Consider the following 18,619-nt stretch of genomic DNA (forward strand, 5'->3'; position numbering starts at 1 on the left):
AGAGAGAAAATGAGTCAGGATTAAGCCGGAAGTTTTACCAGTACATGTTTTAGCTGAGTGCTTCGGGAAATCACCTTACCATCGGCATAAATGATGAACCCTTTGCCTTTGTGATATTTTGTGCCGGTTTTATCCCAAACCACACTGATGGTATGCCCATGATAAAGTACATTATCCAGTGCAAACCATTTCCATTGGTTGTGAGGGATAAGTGGGAAGATTTCCAGTACATTATCTTCACGAGGTTTTAAACCCACAAGATCGTTAATGACCAGATCACAAAAACCCGAATGATTGTAGTAGCTACTCCTTGGGTTATCGCCTTTAAGCCAGTAGCCAGTTTTTTCATCTTGGTATTCACCTAAATAAGGTTGCCCCCTTTTGATGTGCGAAAGGGCGTATTTATGCAGTTCATTATAAAAAACACCCGGTGTCATAGTGCCTTTATTTTGATAAGCAGTAAGCAGGTTGGCCAGTCCCTTTAAGGTTTGCGTAGTAGCAAAAGGCCATACCGCTCCGTCCCACTCGCAGCCATGCCCGGTACCATGGGTACGGAACAAGGGGTGCCTGCGCTCGGCTGTGGTAATACCCCAGGGCGCGTTAAAACCTTTAGTGTCGGTTAGCTGATCCCACTGTTTGGCGTATGCCGGCTTATCATCGGGCAGGTTAAAATACCAGGGGATAAATCCTAACTCCTCGCGGGCACCGGCAAAATTACCGTCGGGTTTGCGCACTTCAAAAAAGGAAGCGCTATCATTCCATAGACTATCCTGTACCAGTTTTTTCAGTTCAATTGCTTTCTGGATATATTTTGTTTTTAGCGAATCATTGCCGGTTAAAGCTGCCATTTTTGATAGGGCTACGGCATTGCCGTACATATAGCTGTTAATGGTAGGCCGGATATTTTTGACTTTGCGTCCCCCGCTGATACTTTCCTCCATGGCGTCGCGCACATCAAACTGCCAGAATAATTTAGAAGATAACTGCTTTTCCGTTTCCCATACATGATAATCGGTGTTGAGCAAAGGCAGGGCCTGTTCAACAAACTTTTCATTAAGGTTTACGAGGTAATAATTATACACTGCGTCATCAATCCAACTGCTGAAAGCATGCAGGTGCGGCTTCTTCTGTTTAGGATCAACATACAGCCAAAAATTGATATACTGGTTGATGTATTGCGGATCGCGCAACCAGCGCCCCTCATACACCTGGTGACCAAGGGCACTGCTTGAACTGTTATATACACCGGTGAAACTAACCGGGGTTATAAATTCTGTAAAGATGAAACCGTCTGGTGTTTGTTTCAGGTGTTTCCTGAAGGTCCACCAACGGTAATAATAGATCTTTTGAATGGCCGAATCCGGGCACTCAAACAAAGGGACATTTTTGGCAAGCCATTCATAGGCATGGTCATTAGTGATGTAATTTTTAACCGTTTCGGTATCGGCTTTATTAAAGCTTTCAACATAAGTTTTCAGCTTTTCAAAACCCAATATATGCTTTTGCTGGGCGAAAACACTGCCTGCTACACAAAAAAACAAACTGATCAAAAATGCCCTTTTTATCATCATTCAAAATATTTTGTAGAAACGTATAATTGCGTCTCCCGGAGGACAAGCCGATTTCACAAGCGTCTCAGCTACCGTAAATTGCAAGCGTGAGACGCAATTATGCGTCTCTACACTCATTAAACAGCCTCCTATACCTCCACAATTGCTTTTATAACTCCATTGGCCGGGTTAAGCCAACTTTCAAACTGATCTTTTACTTCGTCAAAAGTTACCCGGTGGGTGATATACGTTTGCGGGTTTACCAGTCCGCTTTTCATGGAGCGGCTCACATGCTCAAAATCCTCACGGGTAGCATTGCGACTGCTCATTAAGGTAGATTCGCGTCTATGAAATTCGGGGTGACTTACAATGATCTCATCCCGCTGCAAGCCAACCAGCACATACCTGCCGCCATGCGCCAAATACAGGAACGCCCCGTTGATGGCTTTTTGATTGCCGGTAGCATCGATAATCACAGTTGGCATGTCGCTATTGGTGATCTCTTTCAAGCGTTCGGTTACGTCTTCATTTTTTACGTTGATGGTGTGATCAACCTTCAGGTTTTCGCGGCAAAAATTAAGGCGTTGCTCGTTTACGTCGGCAGCTATAACTTTTGCTCCGGCAATGCAGGCAAATTCCATAATGCCTAAACCGATAGGTCCCGCGCCTATGACCAGTACAAATTCGTCCGGCTTTACGTCGGCTCGCCGCACACCATGGGCACCGATAGCCAGGGGCTCAACCAATGCCAGCTCATCAAAACTTAGTCCCTCACCATGAACCAGTAAGTGTGACGGAACCTGCAGGTATTCGGCCATGCCGCCATCCGTATGCACGCCGCAAACCTGGATATTTACACAGCAATTTGGTTTTCCGGAGCGACAGGCGATACAATGCCCGCAATTGAAATACGGGATAAAGGTAACGGCTTCACCCTTTTGAAAACCTTCGGCATCGCCGGCTTCAACCAGTTCGGCTGCAAGCTCATGGCCTAAAATTCTTGGATAGCTAAAAAAGGGCTGGGTACCTTCAAAGGCATGCAGATCGGTACCGCAAATGCCTATGCGTTTTATTTTGAGCAGCGAATAACCCGGTTTTAATTGAGGAATATCGGCAGTGCCGTATTCCAATTGACCGGGTGTGGTACAGGTTAGTATTTTCATTAGTTTTTCGTCATGTTTTCCCCGTTTCCGTGTCCTCACGGAAACATGTTGTCTTTTTACAATTCCCCATTAATGTTCATTCTTTTCATTCTACCTGTCTACGGGTGTTCGTGGGGACACGAACACGGGGAATGTATGATTAAAGCGAAACCCCTCTTTTCCACGGGATAAAATCATCCTGTCCGTGGCGTACCGCATGGACTTCGATCTCTCCGCTTGCAACTTTTACTACATAATCCAGGATGCGTTCGCCAGCCTGTTCAATGGTTTCATCGCCTTCAACGATAGTACCGGTGTTTATATCGATAATATCGCTCATTCGGTTAAATAATGCAGTATTGGTGGCAATTTTCACAACCGGGGCTATCGGGTTTCCGGTCGGCGTTCCCAGGCCGGTAGTAAATAATACGATGTTGGCACCTGAGCCTACTTCGGCCGTAGTTGATTCTACGTCGTTACCCGGGGTACACAGCAGGTTAAGGCCCGGCTTTGTCACTCTTTCGGGATAATCGAGTACGTCCGCCACCGGCGATGTACCACCTTTTTTTGCAGCCCCGGCAGATTTGATAGCATCAGTGATCAAACCATCTTTAATATTGCCCGGCGATGGGTTCATGTAAAAACCCGAACCGGCTTCTTCGGCGCGCTGACTGTAGGTGCGTACCAGGTCGGCAAAGCGATCTGCTTTAGATTTGTCTACACAACGGTCTATCAGGTTTTGCTCCACACCGCAAAGCTCCGGGAACTCGGCCAAAATAACCGAACCACCCATAGCAACGAGCAGATCTGAAGTGTAACCGATAGCCGGATTTGCAGAGATGCCCGAGAAGCCATCAGAGCCGCCACATTCCAACCCAATAGTCAATTTGCTTAAAGGGGCCGGTTTACGGGTGTATTGGTTAGCTTGCATTAAACCTGCCAGCGTTTGCCTGATGCCCTGCTCCATCAAATCGGCTTCTTTACCTGTTTTTTGCTGATCTAAAATATACAAAGGTTTGTTAAACTGGGGCGAGCGTTTGTTGATCTCCTCCTGTAAAGTTTTAACTTCGGCGTTCTGACAACCTAAACTTAAAACTGTTGCCCCCGCAACGTTAGGATGCGTAATATACCCGGCCAGCAAACCGCAAAGCGCAGTTGAATCCTGGCGGGTACCACCACAGCCGCCTGTATGGGTTAAAAACTTAATGCCATCAACGTTTGGAAAAAGTTTGCTGCCGGCATTTTGAGCAGTATCGCTGCCTATTTCGGTATATAAAACCTCATCTATTTGGGCACCTGCTTTTATTTTGCCAATCAGTTCCTGTGCCTTGATCTCGTATGTTTTTTTGCGGCCGTAACCCAAAGGTTTTACCAATGCTTCCTGCAATACCTCAATGTTGCGGTTTTCACAAAACACCATGGGCACAACCAGCCAGTAATTAGCAGTGCCTACGCTACCATCTTCGCGGTGATAGCCGTTGAAGGTTTTATCTTCCCATTTACTGATATCAGGCTTGTGCCAATCTGTATGGCTTTGGCCTGTTAAAAAACTGTTAGCAGCGTGCTTTACGTTGGCTGTGCTTATCAAACCACCCACCGGTATCGGGCTTTGCGCTTTGCCTACCAGTACACCATACATGATGATCTCGCCGCCCTCGGGGATATCCGCTATAACAAATTTGTGTTTGGCCGGGATCAGTTCTTTTACTATATAAGTATCACCTTTATAAGTAACCTGCTCATTGGCCTGCAAATCTGTAAGGGCTACAAGCACGTTATCGGCAGGGTGTACTTTTAATATATTCTGTTTCATCTTTCTTCCTGTTTAAATAGCGCTTATTTCCAGTTTTCCCTGTTCGTTTATAAACTTAAACTGTTCTGTTACTGCTTCAGTAAAGCCGGGTAAAGTTGTTAAATCAACATCCCAAAGGCTTTTATTTTTAAGGATAGCTACAATAGCCGCTTCTGCATCAGCTCCGTTCCATGCTTTGCCCAAAGCAGGCGCCTGGTCATCAGTTATCGAATAACTATCCGAATGTGCTGTTCCGGTATACTTGCCTTCAGCTGTTTCCGTGATTTGCATAAAGCGGATAAATGCCGCAAAACCAAGGGCCATCATCTGCGGTGCCTTATTGTTTTGTTTATAGTAGTTTAATAATAACGGAATAACCCGCATTTTAATTTTAGTAGCGTACTGTACCGAAATGCTCAACCACTCGTGCCTGATGTTTGGGTTACGGAACCTGTCGAGTACCTTATTGCCAAAGTCGCGGGCTACATCTTCATCAATTTGATAAGGGATGGATGGCATGATCTCGGTAAACATCAGTTGGGTAATGAACTTTGTAAAATGTACATCATCCATGGCTTCCTTAACCGTTTTAAAACCTGAAAGATAGGCTACCGCGCAGCTCAACGTGTGCGTACCATTAAGCAACCTTAGTTTCAGCTCCCTGAATAGTTCAATATCCGGCGTGATCACCACGCCATTATCTGACTGGGCAAAAGATAATACTTCGGCTATTTTTTCGTCGCCCTGGATAGCCCAGAGACTATAAGTTTCAGACATGATGTTGAGGTTATCGGTATAACCACGTTCGGCTTCCATGGCATCGCTCAACTGTTGATCTGGCCTGCCGGGCACAATCCTGTCCACCAGCGAATTGCAGAAGCTATTGCTGCTTTCCAGCCAGTCCATAAAGGCAGGTTCCAGTTTATTCAGATGAGCAAGTTCCAATACAATGGATTCCAGTTTTTTACCGTTATCGATGATCAGCTCGGTTGGGATGATCACCAGCCCGGTATCTGGTCTGCCGTTAAAGGCCTTGTAACGCTCATATAAAATAGCCAGCAATTTGCCGGGGAATGATGCCGGCGGATGTTTACGCACATCTTCCTTAACCAGTTGAATGCCGACTTCGGTTGTATTGGAGATCACTACCTGTAAATCCTTGCTCCGGGCTATCTCCAAAATCTCTTCCCACTCACTTGATGCGGAAAGCACGCGACTGATCGCTGAACAGATCACCTGTTCGTTAACTTCCATGCCATCTTCAATTCCTTTTGAATAAATGGTATACAAACCATCCTGCATATCAAAATCAGTAGTTGAACCTCTGTCGGTAGATTTAACAACAGCTACCCTGCCATTGAAAATGCCGGCGCGGTTAGCCTTATCAATAAAGTAATCGGGCAGGCCGCGCAATAACACGCCGGTGCCAAATTGCAGCACCTTCTCAGGCAAGTCAAATACATTAGCAGGAGGCAATTCATTTGCCGGTACAGTTGTTTTGTTGAGGTTATATCTTGATAATATCATGTTCTTTTTATTTGTAATAGGTTATTATTTTTTTGTTTGAGGAATTTGTTTTACCAGCCAGCTCACAAGGTCGTTGGCTGCTTTAAAATTATCATAATCAGGAGGCAGTTTGCGGCCATCTGTATATTCATTATAAAACCAGGGATCGCCAACGGCAAACACGGTGCCTTTACCATATTTGGCTGTAGCTACAATGACGTCCTTACCGTTAACTAATTGCGCAACCGCCGGATTTGTTAGCTGTAGGGTACTCAACTCTTTGATGTAAACTTTGCGAGCCGTTTTAAAGATGGCATTATCCTGCGGGATATTAATTGTACCCTGCTCAAAGTTGCGCCCAACCACCCGGTTAACACTATTCAGGTTAAAGCTGATCCCAAATTTCGCCATCAGTTTGTTCAGGTGCACAAACTCGGCGTTGCCCGTATCGTTATTTAAAACAACCAGTACACCACCATTTTTTACCCAGTTACTGATGGCCGTGATATGTGGCTCTTCAATATATTTAGCATCAGGATTTTCCTTCGGGATATCGGGATCAACAATAACATAAGCTGCTGCCTTTTTGAGGTTCTCTGCATCCGGCGCTTCATTTAAAGTTTTGGTGTGCAAACCGTAATTGTTAAAGATCTGCCCTAAAAATGAAAAACCGTTGTTATCCTGCTCCTCCCATTTGTAATGGAACGGGATACTTTTACCCGTAACATCATAATGATGCTCGTTATTAAAATAGCTGTCTAAAAGTACAATTTTGCCTTTGCCTAAATTCTGATTGGCTAAACGCTCCATCTCTACGCTGGCCAGCATAAATGAACCAACACCTTTGGTTTCGTTAACGACAGTTTTCACACCGGTGTAGTACTCGTAACTGCCATCGCGATATGGTTCGCCGCCAACACCTACAGCTCCTGCAGTGCCTTTAATGTTTACCTGTCCATCAGCATCAGTTTCGATGAAATTTTTGATAATGCCATCATAAGCTTTTTGCGCTACCGGCAAATATTTTTGAGGCAGATAGCCTTCCCTTACTCCCTTGGCCAGCGTATAAACAAACATACACGATGCCGATGCTTCCAGGTAATTACCTTTCTTGCCGCCCCTGTCAAGTACCTGGTACCATAAACCCGAACCCGAATCCTGGCTGCCTTGTATCGCTTCAGCAAGGCGGTTTAAAATGGCCAATAGCGCGGCGCGCTTAGGATGGTTAGCAGGAAAATATGGCAATACATCAATCAATGCCATAGCATACCAGCCATCGGCACGGGCCCATAAACTTGCCGACAGACCAGTTTGAGGGTTAGCCCAGCGTTCCTTTTTGCTTTGATCCCAGGCATGGTACAGCAAACCCGTTTTGCTATCGCGTGCATGTTGCTCCATCCGGATAAACTGATCTGCTATCTGGTCAAAGTCTGCATCTTCATGGTAAACGGAAGCATATTCGGCATAAAAAGGCTCGGCCATGTACAGGCCATCCAGCCACATTTGGTTAGCATATCTTTTTTTATGCCAGAAACCACCTTCGGGTGTTTTGGGTTGTTCGTCCAATTGTTTGCGCAGTAAGGAAGCCGCTTTATAATATTTTCCGGTACCGGATACCTGGTTCAGAAATAATAGACTTCGCCCTGAAAGGATATTATCCAGCGTGTAATCTTTGGCTTTGTAGGTTCGAATGCTTCCATCTGCCCCCACATACCTGTCCATTGATTTTTGGATATAACTAAAATATTCGCTCTTGGCCGATTGCTGCCAAACGCTTTGCAAGCCCTGTAAAACAATGCCCTGATCGTACGACCAGTTAGTACCCGGCAGCGAATCCTTCCAGATATGAATAGCGGTATTAGCCATTCGCTGCGACCAGGGCAGCGTTTGCGCCTTAAGCCCCCAACCCGCAAACAGGAATACGCTCAACAATAATATTTTCTTCATACAGCTCATTTTATCTGCGTTACATCCCAGTGATCATTCCCGGCAAGAATGTTATTCAAAGTATATTTCTTCACTTCGGCTTCAGTCAGCTGGTGCGACCATGGCGCACGTTTACTTATATCAACACCTTGGCTTTTGTATTCGGCAAAAAAGGAGGTCTTTTCGTTTTCGGGGTTACGCCAGTTGTCCCATCCAATGGCATAAATGTGCTTATCCATTGTGGTATTGATAAAAACTGATCTGGCATACGGTCGCCATGGCCTGCCCAGGAAAACTTTGTTAACAGAAGTATCTGCGGGTATCAGTTTACAATCCAAAAAAACAAAGCCAAACTGCTGCCGGAGCGTGGTAGCCGGAGCAGTTATAAATGAGTTTTTGAGGCTTTTGATGACACAGTTCTGGAAAACCGCTGTAGCTTCGCCGAAGATAAAATCTGTAGTTCCTTCAATGTAGCAATCCTTATAAAACTGGCGACTGTTTTCGGTACCGGCATACAGCGTATCCTGGTTGCCCAGCAAACGGCAATTGATCACGGCGCACCTGTCGCCCTCTGCATGTAAAGCTACTGCCTGCCCTACCGGGCCTGCTGCGTTTGCTATAGTTAAGTTACGGGCAGTAAAATCATTTCCCTGCACCAAAACCGTATAGGAAGTGTAAGTTGTAAACTCGCCTTTTCCGAAGGCATCCTTTCCCTGAGGGTTCGGTTTGCCCGAAAAATCGCTGTTGGTTATAATGGTTTTATTTTGATCCTCTCCAATGAGCTCGATATTACATTTCCAGGATGGGATCACCAGTTTTTCCTGGTAAACACCTGCTTTTATGTAGATGCTAACCTTTTGTTGAGACAGATCGCGAACGGCATTTACAGCCTGCTGAATAGTTTTAAAATCACCGCTGCCATCCTGGGCCACGGTAAAACGCTTTGGGTATACAACCGCCTGCGCCAGCAGTAGTGCCGGTACAAAAACGATCCATATCAACACCGCGACCTTCTTCATTATTTTAAACCGGTTAATGCATTTTCTGCCGCACCTGAACCAAACTCAACTTTGTTTTTCGCCTTTGAGGCATCTGTATTCAGCAATTTTATTTGCTGCGATTTTTTACCGCTGATCTTAAACAACAGCTGCGTACCGCCATAGGTAATATGATTGAACGTAATGTTGTTGCTGTTTTGAACATTGATAAGCGGGCTGGTTTCTTTACTTTCGAGGTGAATATTCTTTAAGAAAACACCCTGCGCCTCTATTACATCCGCGCCTTTAACAGTTTTGAAAGTGCTGTTTTCAATATGGATATCTTTAATCCCCATCTCGGGCAGTCCTCTGATCATGAGCGCCTTTTCGGCACCGTTACATACCACGTTATCAACATAGAATTTGCGGAATGAAGGCGTAGCTTCGGTCACGGGCACAACAGCCTGATCATTTACATTATCATCTTCGCCGGGCGATTTGCCGCCATAGTACATATCAAAAAGAATGGCCTCATGGGCAATATCCCTCATACTGATGTTTTTGATGAAGATATTTTCAACAACACCGCCCCTGCCCCGTGTGGTTTTAAAACGCAGACCGATATCCGTACCGATGAACGTACAGTTAGACACGAAAATATTACGCGCCCCGCCCGACATTTCACTACCGATCACAAAACCACCATGGGCACGGTAAACCACGTTATCCCTCACGATAACATTTTCGGTTGGCTTGCCACGTTTACGACCCTCCTCGTCCCTGCCCGATTTAATGCAGATGCCATCATCGCCGGCATCAAAAGTACTGCCCTCTATTAACACATTCCTGCACGACTCTACATCGATACCATCACCATTCTGCGCATTCCAGGGGTTTCTAACCCTTGCATTCTGTACCGTAAGGTCTTCGCATAATAAAGTATGGATATCCCAGGCAGGCGAATTTTGCAGCGTAACACCCTGCAGCAATACCTTTTTACAATTGGTAAGCACCAACATATTCGGCCGGAAAAAATCTTTGAAAGGTTCATTATCCTTGAGGGTTTTGCCATTGCCTATCACACCGGCTCCCGGAGTTTTTAGTCCGCTGACATAACTTTCAGACGGGTACCAGGACTTGCCGTTTTCGCTCACTACACCGCCCGATGCTACCAGTTTTTTCCATTCGGCTTCGGTAAGCCTTTCTTTGCTTATCGCCCGCCAAACTTCACCATGGCCATCAATGATCCCTTCGCCGGTAATGGCTATATTGGTAAGATCGGTACCTGATATAGGCGATTCATTACGTACCGCAGCATGACCTTCATAATTGCCTTCAACCAGTTTATACTGGCTTTTATCATCGGTAAACTGAAGCAACGCCGCACGGCTCACATGCAGGTTCACATTGCTTTTCATCACCAGCGGACCAGTTAACCACAATCCCTGTGGAATAAGCACTACCCCTCCACCCTTCGCGCTGCAAGCAGCTATCGCTTTATTAATGCATGTAGTGTTTAATGTAATTCCATCGGCTTTGGCACCGTATTTTAAAATGTTAATAGTATCTTTTTTGAACGAGGGCTTGCTTACCTGCGGCAAATGCTGCCAGGAATACTGCCGAACCTGCGCCCGCGATGTAAAACAACCCGCCAAAAGCAGAATCGCTACCCCAAACCTTATTTTTATTACCGACATGTTTCTATTTTAAAACAGCTATTTATCGCCTTATAATTGGTGAAGGACCCTTAAATCCTAAACAAGATTAAAGGCTGACAGCAATAAAAAAAAGGATTTGTCCAACTAAAACCGCGCAAACGTTCCCAGAAACGTTTGCGTAAATTTCTAAACAACTTAAAAGCCGCACTCGGGTTCTATTTTAAATCAGTATCAAAATGAAGTCCTCCCCACATCATTGCCTTCAAAAGCAGTCCAATACTGGCAGGTAACGATCTTTGCTCTATGAACTTACATCGTCGCGCTCTTGGCCGCGCGGGGGCCAGTTACTTTTTTAGCCAAAAAAGTAACCAAAAAGGCTTGCAGCAGAAAGGCTTCTTTGCGCTCAAGGCCTTTGCCCTGCAAACCGGGCAGAACCACGGGCTGCAATTATTTTGCCCCGCTTCGCACCCACTTTTCCTACCCTTCTGCAAAAACTTGCTATGCCCCTTCCATCACACATGCCCACCATCGTTCTGCCCACTTTCACCCGAAGCTGATCTGCTGCGAAAAAGCATTCTCTTTGAACTTGGTATAGTTAGCATCGACACCTTCTTTTGCTTACCCCCTTATTAAATTATTCGCCTTTTGATTTTGGTAATTTATCAAACTCAACAACGCCTGCACGGGCTGCCCAGGCATTATACATTGCTTCAAGCTCGGCTACTTTTTGAGGGTATTGGGCACTCAGGTCATTTAATTCGGAGCGGTCGGTGCTGATATTGTAAAGCTCCCATTTATTTTCTGGGCGTTGCGATACCAGTTTCCAGTCGCCTTGCCTTACAGCACGGTTACCTTCGTGCTCAAAAAACAATCCGTTATGTCCTTTCCAGCTTTGCCCCTTAAATACCGGAACAAGGCTTATACCTTCCGTTGGCGGAATGCTATTGCCATGATAAACTTTAGGATAAGTTGCCCCGGCAAGGTCAAGGCAGGTTGCCATCAGGTCAATAATATGAGCGGGCTTACTGACAATAGAACCCGGCTTAATAACATCCGGGTAATAAGCTATAAAAGGTGTGGCTGTGCCTCCCTCATATTCCCAGTGCTTAAATAAGCGAAAAGGGGTATCGCTTACATTAGCCCCTAATGACCCGTATGATGTAAAAGATGTTGGATCGCTTGCAGGCTTCCCGTTTGCAGCCAATACTTCGGGAGTAAAGCCCGGCCCTGTAATGGTTTCATTACTGGCACCATTATCTGACAGAAACATGATCACTGTATTTTTATCCTCACCCAGTTCTTTAAGTTTTTTCCTGATCCGGCCTATATTCTGATCCATCCGGTCGACCATCGCGGCGTATACGGCCATTTTGGTATCAAACTGTTCCTTTTCTTCCGGGCTAAGGCTATCCCATTCAGGCACGCTCTTATCCCTGGGCGAGAGTTTTTCATCTTTGCTGATGATCCCCAACTGTTTTTGGCGTTCCAGCCGTTGCTGTCTGAGCTTATCCCATCCTGCCAGGTACTTGCCTTTGTATTTGGCAATATCTTCGGGCAGGGCCTGGATTGGCCAGTGCGGACTGGTAAAGGCCATATACAAAAAGAATGGCTTATTGGTACTTTTATTACCCTCAATAAACTTAATGGCATAATCGGCATAGGCGTTGGTTGAATACCAGTTTGGCCCGGGTGTATACTCCTTATCATCTAAAGCAATGGTAAGTTTTTGGTTAGGGCGATAAGGCATAGTTGGATTAAAATAACTGCTTGCACCATCTATCAAACCAAAATAATGATCAAACCCGCGTTTAACCGGCCAGTGCGAGGGATCTGTACCCACATGCCATTTGCCAGCCATTAACGTATTATAACCACCTTGTTTAAGCGCCTCGGCTATGGTTACGCAATTTTGGTTCAGGTAGCCCTGGTAAGCGGGCACATCACGGTGGTTTACCATATCGCCGACGCCCGCCTGGTGCTGATAAAGCCCGGTGAGCAATGACGCCCGGGTTGGGCAACAGCGCGATGCATTATAAAACTGGGTCATCCGTAAACCGCCTTTGGCCATGGCGTCGAGATTTGGCGTTTGGGTTTCGGATCCGAAACAGCCAATATCTGAATAGCCCATATCGTCGGCCAGGATGATAATAATGTTTGGCCGTTTTGCTGTAGCCTTATGCTGAGCAAATACTGGACTATTTACTATAGCAAAAACAAAAATTATACTGAGTAACTTTTTCATAGGAAAGTTATAAACGTGATCTATTTAACACTAAGCGTAATATCCTCACTGTTGTTATGCGATGTTTTTATCCAAAGCAAATGAGTTGTTTTATCATAATACCAGCCAGCCGTTGTAGCTAATGCATCAGCACTGTCAGCTGCTTTCAATGCTTGATTATTTTCGGTGATCAAAGATGGTTCCTGATCATGAGGCCAGTGTATTTTTGCCAAATAGGTATGCGGTGCCGGGATAAAGTTACCCACAGGCTTTTTGATCTGCAACTCCCATCCACCGGCAACATTTGCCATCATAATTTGAGTGATCGCCTTATCCCCCTTTTGATATTTTAAGCTGACACCATCGTCTTCATACAATTTAAATTCGGATGCCTGACCCGGAAATACATCCAGCGTGATCACATCTACCGGTTTTTCATCCATATATTTCATGGCGGGCTGCATCGGGATGATACTGCCTGCTTTTACAAAAATGGGCAAATGATCGGCCGGAGTTAATATATGTATGTACTGCTTCCCGGTATATTTTTCACCGGTCCAGTAATCAAACCAGGTTCCGCGGGGCAAGTATATCGTACGTGTTTGTGCGCCTTTTACAGCTACCGGGCAAACCATCATGTTATCGCCAAACAGGTATTGGTCGGCGATGTTATAAGTATTAGGGTCATCCTGGTATTCCAATACTAAGGCGCGCATAAGCGGCATGCCTGTTTGATATTGCGTATATGCGTTGCTATAAATGTAGGGGATCAATCTGTAACGGAGGTCGTCATATTTTTTAAAGTTGGCTAAAGCCTCGGCCCCATAGTTCCAGGGTTCTTTATAGCCTGGGTGATCCATACCAAATACCATGGCAACCGGGCTGAACATCCCAAACTGTACCCAGCGCATATATAATTCAGGATCAGCAGCATGTTCAAAACCACCCATACAATGCGCCCAATAGCCAACACCTGATAAACCGATATTTAACCCGGCTTTTATAACAGGTGCAAAATATTGCCATTCACTTGGCCAGTCACCCGCAAAAATGAAGGGATACCGCTGGATACCGGAATAACCCTCACGGGTTTGATTTAAGCCGCGAATGCCATTATATTCCTGAAATTTCAAATATGGCGCTTTAGCATACGCAATAGGGAATACATTATGCAGTTGGGTTATTTCCTTACCTGTAGGCCCAACTTTTTCACTTTCATTGGCTAATGAGCCAAATGCACTACCCTCGTCCGTTTTCAGGAATTTAGCACCGATGGAGGCAACTTTCATAACGCCATTATCCCACCACCAGTTTGCAGCCTGCTGATCAAAAAAGTTTACAAACTCACCCGGTTTGCCGTTTTCTGGGTACGTAAAACCTTTGGCCTGTGCCTGGTCAAGCAGGTTCAGGTTTTTGGCGTTATCAAACCGTGGACGGATATGCAGCCCAACCATTTTAAAGTTCATGGCATACAAGCTATCAAACATCGCTTTGGGGTCCTTAAATGTTTCGCGCCATTCAAAGGTTGTTGCTCCTTTGCCCCCGTTTTTACCAAACAGCCGCCAGGTAGAATCAAGGAAGAGAATATCAACAGGGATCCCCATTTCACGCATTTTACGGGCAAGTTCAATTACGTACCTATCCGAGGTAAGTTCCTCATGTCCCCAGGTACCGCCGCTATAAGTACCCATATGTAAGCCAAAAGCGAACCCTGGCAACAAAGGCGATTTGCCGGTAATAGTTAAGTAACTGTTTAAAATAGCCGGAAATGTTGGGCCATAAATAAAGTAGTAATCCAATTCGCCATCATTTGCTTTAAAACTGTATTCATCATCGGTTTTACTGCCCATATCCCATTCGGTAGCCGATGAATTATGCAGGTAGATGCCGTACCCCTTAGTGCTCATAAAAAATGGCACCGGGCAATAATTAGCCTCATTGATATTATAGGCGCCAAGCAAATTGTTTTTGCTTTTCCCCCTGCCTACATTGAGTTTTACCAGCTTATTGCGCTGATCGGTAAAATCCATGCGCTCACCAAAGCCAAAGAAATGCTCATCGGGCAAGAGATCTTTAGTGCACATTACCGTATCACCCATATGATGCAAGCCGCCGTTCTGCTTGCTGTTCGGTACATATTCTGATGATAACATCACGCCCTTACTATCAGCTACATTGATAATAAATGGTGATTTAAGGACCGTAATGAACAATGCAGAGGTTTGAATAATGTATGCCGACTGTCCGTCACTCACCTTATAATCAACGGCAGGCCAGTTATAATTCTCCTGCATTAAATGCTCATCGGGTGCAAATTTACGGCTCCAGCTGGCCCTTACGCGGAACATGGAAGGTGAACAAAATTCAATTTTAACATCGCCATTGGCATTGTTAAAATACAATGTATTGCCTTGTTTTTTATAGCCGGACTTATTGCTGCCGATACCCGTCTGGGCGAAGGCATTCACCACAACTAATAAAATAAAGGCCAGAAACAGAGATATCTTCTTCATTACTTACTCAGTTTATAAACTTCGCTACCGGCCAACAGGAAACAGCCCAAACCATAATCTTCAAAATCGGGTACATTGTTATAACCAACAGGCTGGCCATCTTTAGGCTCCTTACCGGTTCCCTGTACAAAGCCGAGCATACCATCCGGGTGCAGGCACTCTTTTGCCATGGCGTTCCACGCTTTGATAACTATGGGCAAATAAGTTTTCTTTTTCAGGATGCCATGATTAATACCCCAGGCAATGCCATAAGTAAACAGGGCCGTACCCGACAGTTCCTTCCCGCCGAAATTGGTCGAATCTTTCAGGCTCACGTTCCAATAGCCATCCGTACGCTGCAAAGGCACCAGTGCCTCAATCATTTCTTTATACACCGATAAATACTCATTGCGATGAGGCGCATTTTTAGGCATCACTTCCAATACACGCAGCATAGCGGCCACTACCCAACCATTACCGCGCGACCAGTAGCAATCTGCGCCGTTAGGTTCCTTGTAAGGAGGAACAAAATCTTTATCACGCCACCAAAGATGGTCGGAGGTATTATACAACCCTTTGCCGCCGTGAACAGTTTTAGAGTAGTTGTAGATGTCGAACATCTTTTCATAATACTTATTGTCATTGTATATTTCGCCAAGCCTTGCATATACCGGCATGGCCATTTGCAGCGCATCAATCCAATTCCAGTCATCCTTTTTTTCGCTGTTCACCATCAGGTCGATACTCTGCTTAATTTTTTCAATACGCTCGGGCTTTTTATCTATGAGGTAAAGATCGATATAGGTTTGTCCGCAGCATTGATTATCCGCATTGCGGGTATCAACAGCACCACGAGGGCTCCATTGGTGTTTCTCGCCCCAGTCAATCGCGTAGTCATAGTACTTTTTCTGCGGGTCGATCTTGTACATCGCCATCAGCCCTTCGTAATAAACAGCCCTCGTCCATAAATTACTGGTACGGGTTGTTCCCTTTACAGTAACAGAAGCTCCCGGATCAGGCCATTTCTGCATAAAATAATTGTTGGCGAGGGCCATATCGGCCAATACCTTACTTTTTACCGGTTGTTGCGCATTAACACTACCCGCCATTGCTATGATGGCACCGGCGCACAATACCGTTTTTATCCTTATAAATAATTGATTCATATTGTAGATTTTTATCAGATCGCGTTCACAAAATATATACTCATTATTATGGCATTTTTTTAAGCCCCTCCCATCTTACCTTCCATTTTCCATTTTTAGGAAAACCAGGATTGGTAATGGTCGAGCCATCCCAGCCGGCACACATCATGGCTACAGCGGCCAGTAAGCCGCCATTGCCCGGCAGGTACATCCGCAATCGCCCGTCCTGGTAGTTGTGGCCATTGGCTAAGTAGGTGTTGGTTTTTATGGGCATAAATAAAGCATCGATGGCTTTTTCGGGCATATTTAAACGGGCTGCGGTCATGGCGGTCATCGGGAAATCCCAGCCCCAGGTATCCTTCCAGTCCCATACATCCCAAACCAGGTTAAAGGTTTTCTTCATTACCGCAGTGTCCAGTTGAGCATTATAGGGCAGCATGCCATAAGCAGCTAAAACCGCCGGATGATCCGTTTTTAATTTAGGATTGGTATATGCATCGGGCGAACTTTCCGCAGCCAGGTAAACGCCATCTTTTTGAGGTAAGGCAGCAAGCTTTTTCAGGATGATGGCATATTTATTATCCGGCTGCAAGCCCAGGCGTTTGCGCCACAACTGGGCGGTATTTAAAGCCCAGCGCCAGTATTGCAGCTCGTAAGTTGGGTTGTATGTTTCTTCGGGTTTATAACGTTCCTGTGCCAGGATAATACCCTTGCCTAAATTATAGCGGTCATGCTCCTTATCATAAGTTGGGAACGAGGCCATAAAATCCGCGTCGGCCAGTACAAGGTCTTTATACTTATCCAGGGTTTGCTTGTTTGGATGCGCACGATAATCCAGTTCGGCAAAATAAATAAAGTGCGGTTGCTGCCAAATCAGGAATGCCCCTACCGATGATGGACTTTCGTTGCCATCCGGGTCGGTCATTTTTTGCCAGCGGACACCGTCATATCCCTGCCTTTTAGCAATGGCCCTTGCATTGGCTTTTACATGCTGGTACCAGCCCAAACTATTTTCGAGCAATTGCTCCCGGCCCCATAACGCAAAATGGATCCCATGCCACCAGTGCATTTCCAAGTGCGGCTTACCATACCAGCTATTATAAGTTAAACCTGTTTCCTGTGGAGGCTGGTGACCTGAGCATTGTATTTTGGTGAGATATTGCGACAGCACCACCCTGCGTTCCAATTCCTTTGCCCGGGGATCGGTACTGCCGCTGAAATCAACCGCGCCGCCACCTTGCCAAAACGCTTTCCATTGCTGTATACTGTTTGTTTGCGTTTGAGCAAAACCAGGTAAAGGCGCCGCGGTTTTCTGCGAAGCAAACAAACAGGTAAATGTCAGTTCATCAGTTTTACCTTGAGGCGATAGCACAAACTGATGGGCTCCTGTATTCTTAACCGATGCAGCGCCATTCCAGGCAAGGCGTACAAAATATTGATTGGTATCTAAACGATGAATGATGGTAGCCTGGCCTACACCAGAACTAACAACTGCCGAATAATGCTTTTGCGGATCTTTCCAGTTATCGCCATAATCAGCAAACTGATTAGTGGGGAAAGGGAAACGTAACCTCACTTTAAGCCTGCCCAGGGCCAACAACGGCGACTGTACTTTCACCGCTATCAGGTCCTTACCCTGATGTGCGTAGGTTTGGACTTTTACCGGCTCGCCATCAAAAGTGAAAGAGCTGGTAATAGCACCTGTCCACAAATTAAGTTCCTGCCTGATATTTTGGATGTCACTTATTTGCGCCCCGCTTCCATCTTTATGTAACAAGGTGAAACCAAGATTCCCCAATTGCAGGCGATGTACATTTTCTCTGAACCAGTTAGCAGCATTCCTGTTACGCCCGGGCTGGTTCCATTGCACCGAATAGCTTACATCACGGCCATTGAGCCTATAGGTTTTTAATGTTTCATCAAACTTATAGCCTGCGGTATCTTTAAAGCTGTGCCAGCCCCATTCAGACTGTGTGCCCAGCGGAATGCCTTTATCATAATGCTCTGGAAAGGTTTGCAAACCCGTAGCATCAACCGTAAAAGCAAAACGACCATTGCCAACAGACAGGGAAGACAGCGTGTCGGTACCTTTATTGATTACATTGTGCCTTTGCACCAAAGCCTTACGGTCTATCTTATTTTGCGCCCTTACTACAACAGGCCAAACAACAGTAAAAAATGCAAAATATACAGGCAGTATTTTTTTCATG

Annotated in this window: 12 protein-coding genes; 1 reads left to right on the forward strand and 11 read right to left on the reverse strand. The window is 45.5% G+C overall.

Going from position 1 to position 18,619, the window contains the following annotated elements:
- Window positions 1-20: 20 nt before the first annotated feature.
- The 7 genes from ACEN9X_RS03480 to ACEN9X_RS03510 form a co-directional block, all read right to left on the reverse strand.
- Window positions 21-1,571, reverse strand: a complete 1,551-nt coding sequence (locus ACEN9X_RS03480; protein WP_413669091.1) for an MGH1-like glycoside hydrolase domain-containing protein — start codon at window positions 1,569-1,571, stop codon at window positions 21-23.
- A 128-nt stretch (window positions 1,572-1,699) separates the two neighbouring features.
- Complete coding sequence (locus ACEN9X_RS03485; RefSeq protein ID WP_413669092.1) at window positions 1,700-2,713, reverse strand: zinc-binding alcohol dehydrogenase family protein; 1,014 nt, start codon at window positions 2,711-2,713, stop codon at window positions 1,700-1,702.
- Window positions 2,714-2,852: 139 nt separating this feature from the next.
- Window positions 2,853-4,505, reverse strand: a complete 1,653-nt coding sequence (locus ACEN9X_RS03490) for a UxaA family hydrolase (RefSeq protein ID WP_413669093.1) — start codon at window positions 4,503-4,505, stop codon at window positions 2,853-2,855.
- Between the two features lie 12 nt (window positions 4,506-4,517).
- Window positions 4,518-6,011, reverse strand: a complete 1,494-nt coding sequence (locus ACEN9X_RS03495; RefSeq protein WP_413669094.1) for a tagaturonate reductase — start codon at window positions 6,009-6,011, stop codon at window positions 4,518-4,520.
- Between the two features lie 24 nt (window positions 6,012-6,035).
- Window positions 6,036-7,937 (reverse strand): glycoside hydrolase family 88 protein, encoded by a 1,902-nt coding sequence (locus tag ACEN9X_RS03500; RefSeq protein ID WP_413669095.1) that lies wholly within the window; start codon window positions 7,935-7,937, stop codon window positions 6,036-6,038.
- A gap of 5 nt (window positions 7,938-7,942) precedes the next feature.
- The gene (locus tag ACEN9X_RS03505) at window positions 7,943-8,935 is read right to left on the reverse strand and encodes a pectinesterase family protein (protein WP_413669096.1); all 993 of its coding nucleotides are present in this window, start codon (window positions 8,933-8,935) and stop codon (window positions 7,943-7,945) included.
- On the reverse strand, window positions 8,935-10,590 hold the full coding sequence (locus ACEN9X_RS03510) for a glycoside hydrolase family 28 protein (protein ID WP_413669097.1): 1,656 nt from the start codon (window positions 10,588-10,590) through the stop codon (window positions 8,935-8,937). The genes ACEN9X_RS03505 and ACEN9X_RS03510 overlap by 1 nt, the downstream gene beginning before the upstream one ends.
- A gap of 264 nt (window positions 10,591-10,854) precedes the next feature.
- Here ACEN9X_RS03510 and ACEN9X_RS03515 point away from each other — a divergent pair, with 264 nt between their 5' ends.
- Window positions 10,855-11,184 carry a hypothetical protein gene (locus ACEN9X_RS03515; protein WP_413669098.1) on the forward strand — a complete coding sequence of 110 codons (330 nt, stop codon included), beginning with the start codon at window positions 10,855-10,857 and terminating at the stop codon, window positions 11,182-11,184.
- A 1-nt stretch (window position 11,185) separates the two neighbouring features.
- Here ACEN9X_RS03515 and ACEN9X_RS03520 read toward each other — a convergent pair whose 3' ends face one another.
- From ACEN9X_RS03520 to ACEN9X_RS03535, 4 genes are read right to left on the reverse strand one after another with little or no spacing between them, the layout of a single operon-like run.
- Window positions 11,186-12,793, reverse strand: a complete 1,608-nt coding sequence (locus tag ACEN9X_RS03520; protein WP_413669099.1) for an arylsulfatase — start codon at window positions 12,791-12,793, stop codon at window positions 11,186-11,188.
- 20 nt (window positions 12,794-12,813) lie between these two features.
- Window positions 12,814-15,285 carry a glycoside hydrolase family 31 protein gene (locus ACEN9X_RS03525; protein ID WP_413669100.1) on the reverse strand — a complete coding sequence of 824 codons (2,472 nt, stop codon included), beginning with the start codon at window positions 15,283-15,285 and terminating at the stop codon, window positions 12,814-12,816.
- Window positions 15,285-16,430 (reverse strand): glycoside hydrolase family 88 protein, encoded by a 1,146-nt coding sequence (locus tag ACEN9X_RS03530; protein ID WP_413669101.1) that lies wholly within the window; start codon window positions 16,428-16,430, stop codon window positions 15,285-15,287. The genes ACEN9X_RS03525 and ACEN9X_RS03530 overlap by 1 nt, the downstream gene beginning before the upstream one ends.
- Before the next feature lie 46 nt (window positions 16,431-16,476).
- Window positions 16,477-18,618 (reverse strand): hypothetical protein, encoded by a 2,142-nt coding sequence (locus ACEN9X_RS03535; RefSeq protein ID WP_413669102.1) that lies wholly within the window; start codon window positions 18,616-18,618, stop codon window positions 16,477-16,479.
- Window position 18,619 lies beyond the last annotated feature (1 nt).

Origin of the sequence: Mucilaginibacter sp. Mucisp86, assembly GCF_047324315.1 — a bacterium.
Lineage (GTDB): Bacteria > Bacteroidota > Bacteroidia > Sphingobacteriales > Sphingobacteriaceae > Mucilaginibacter.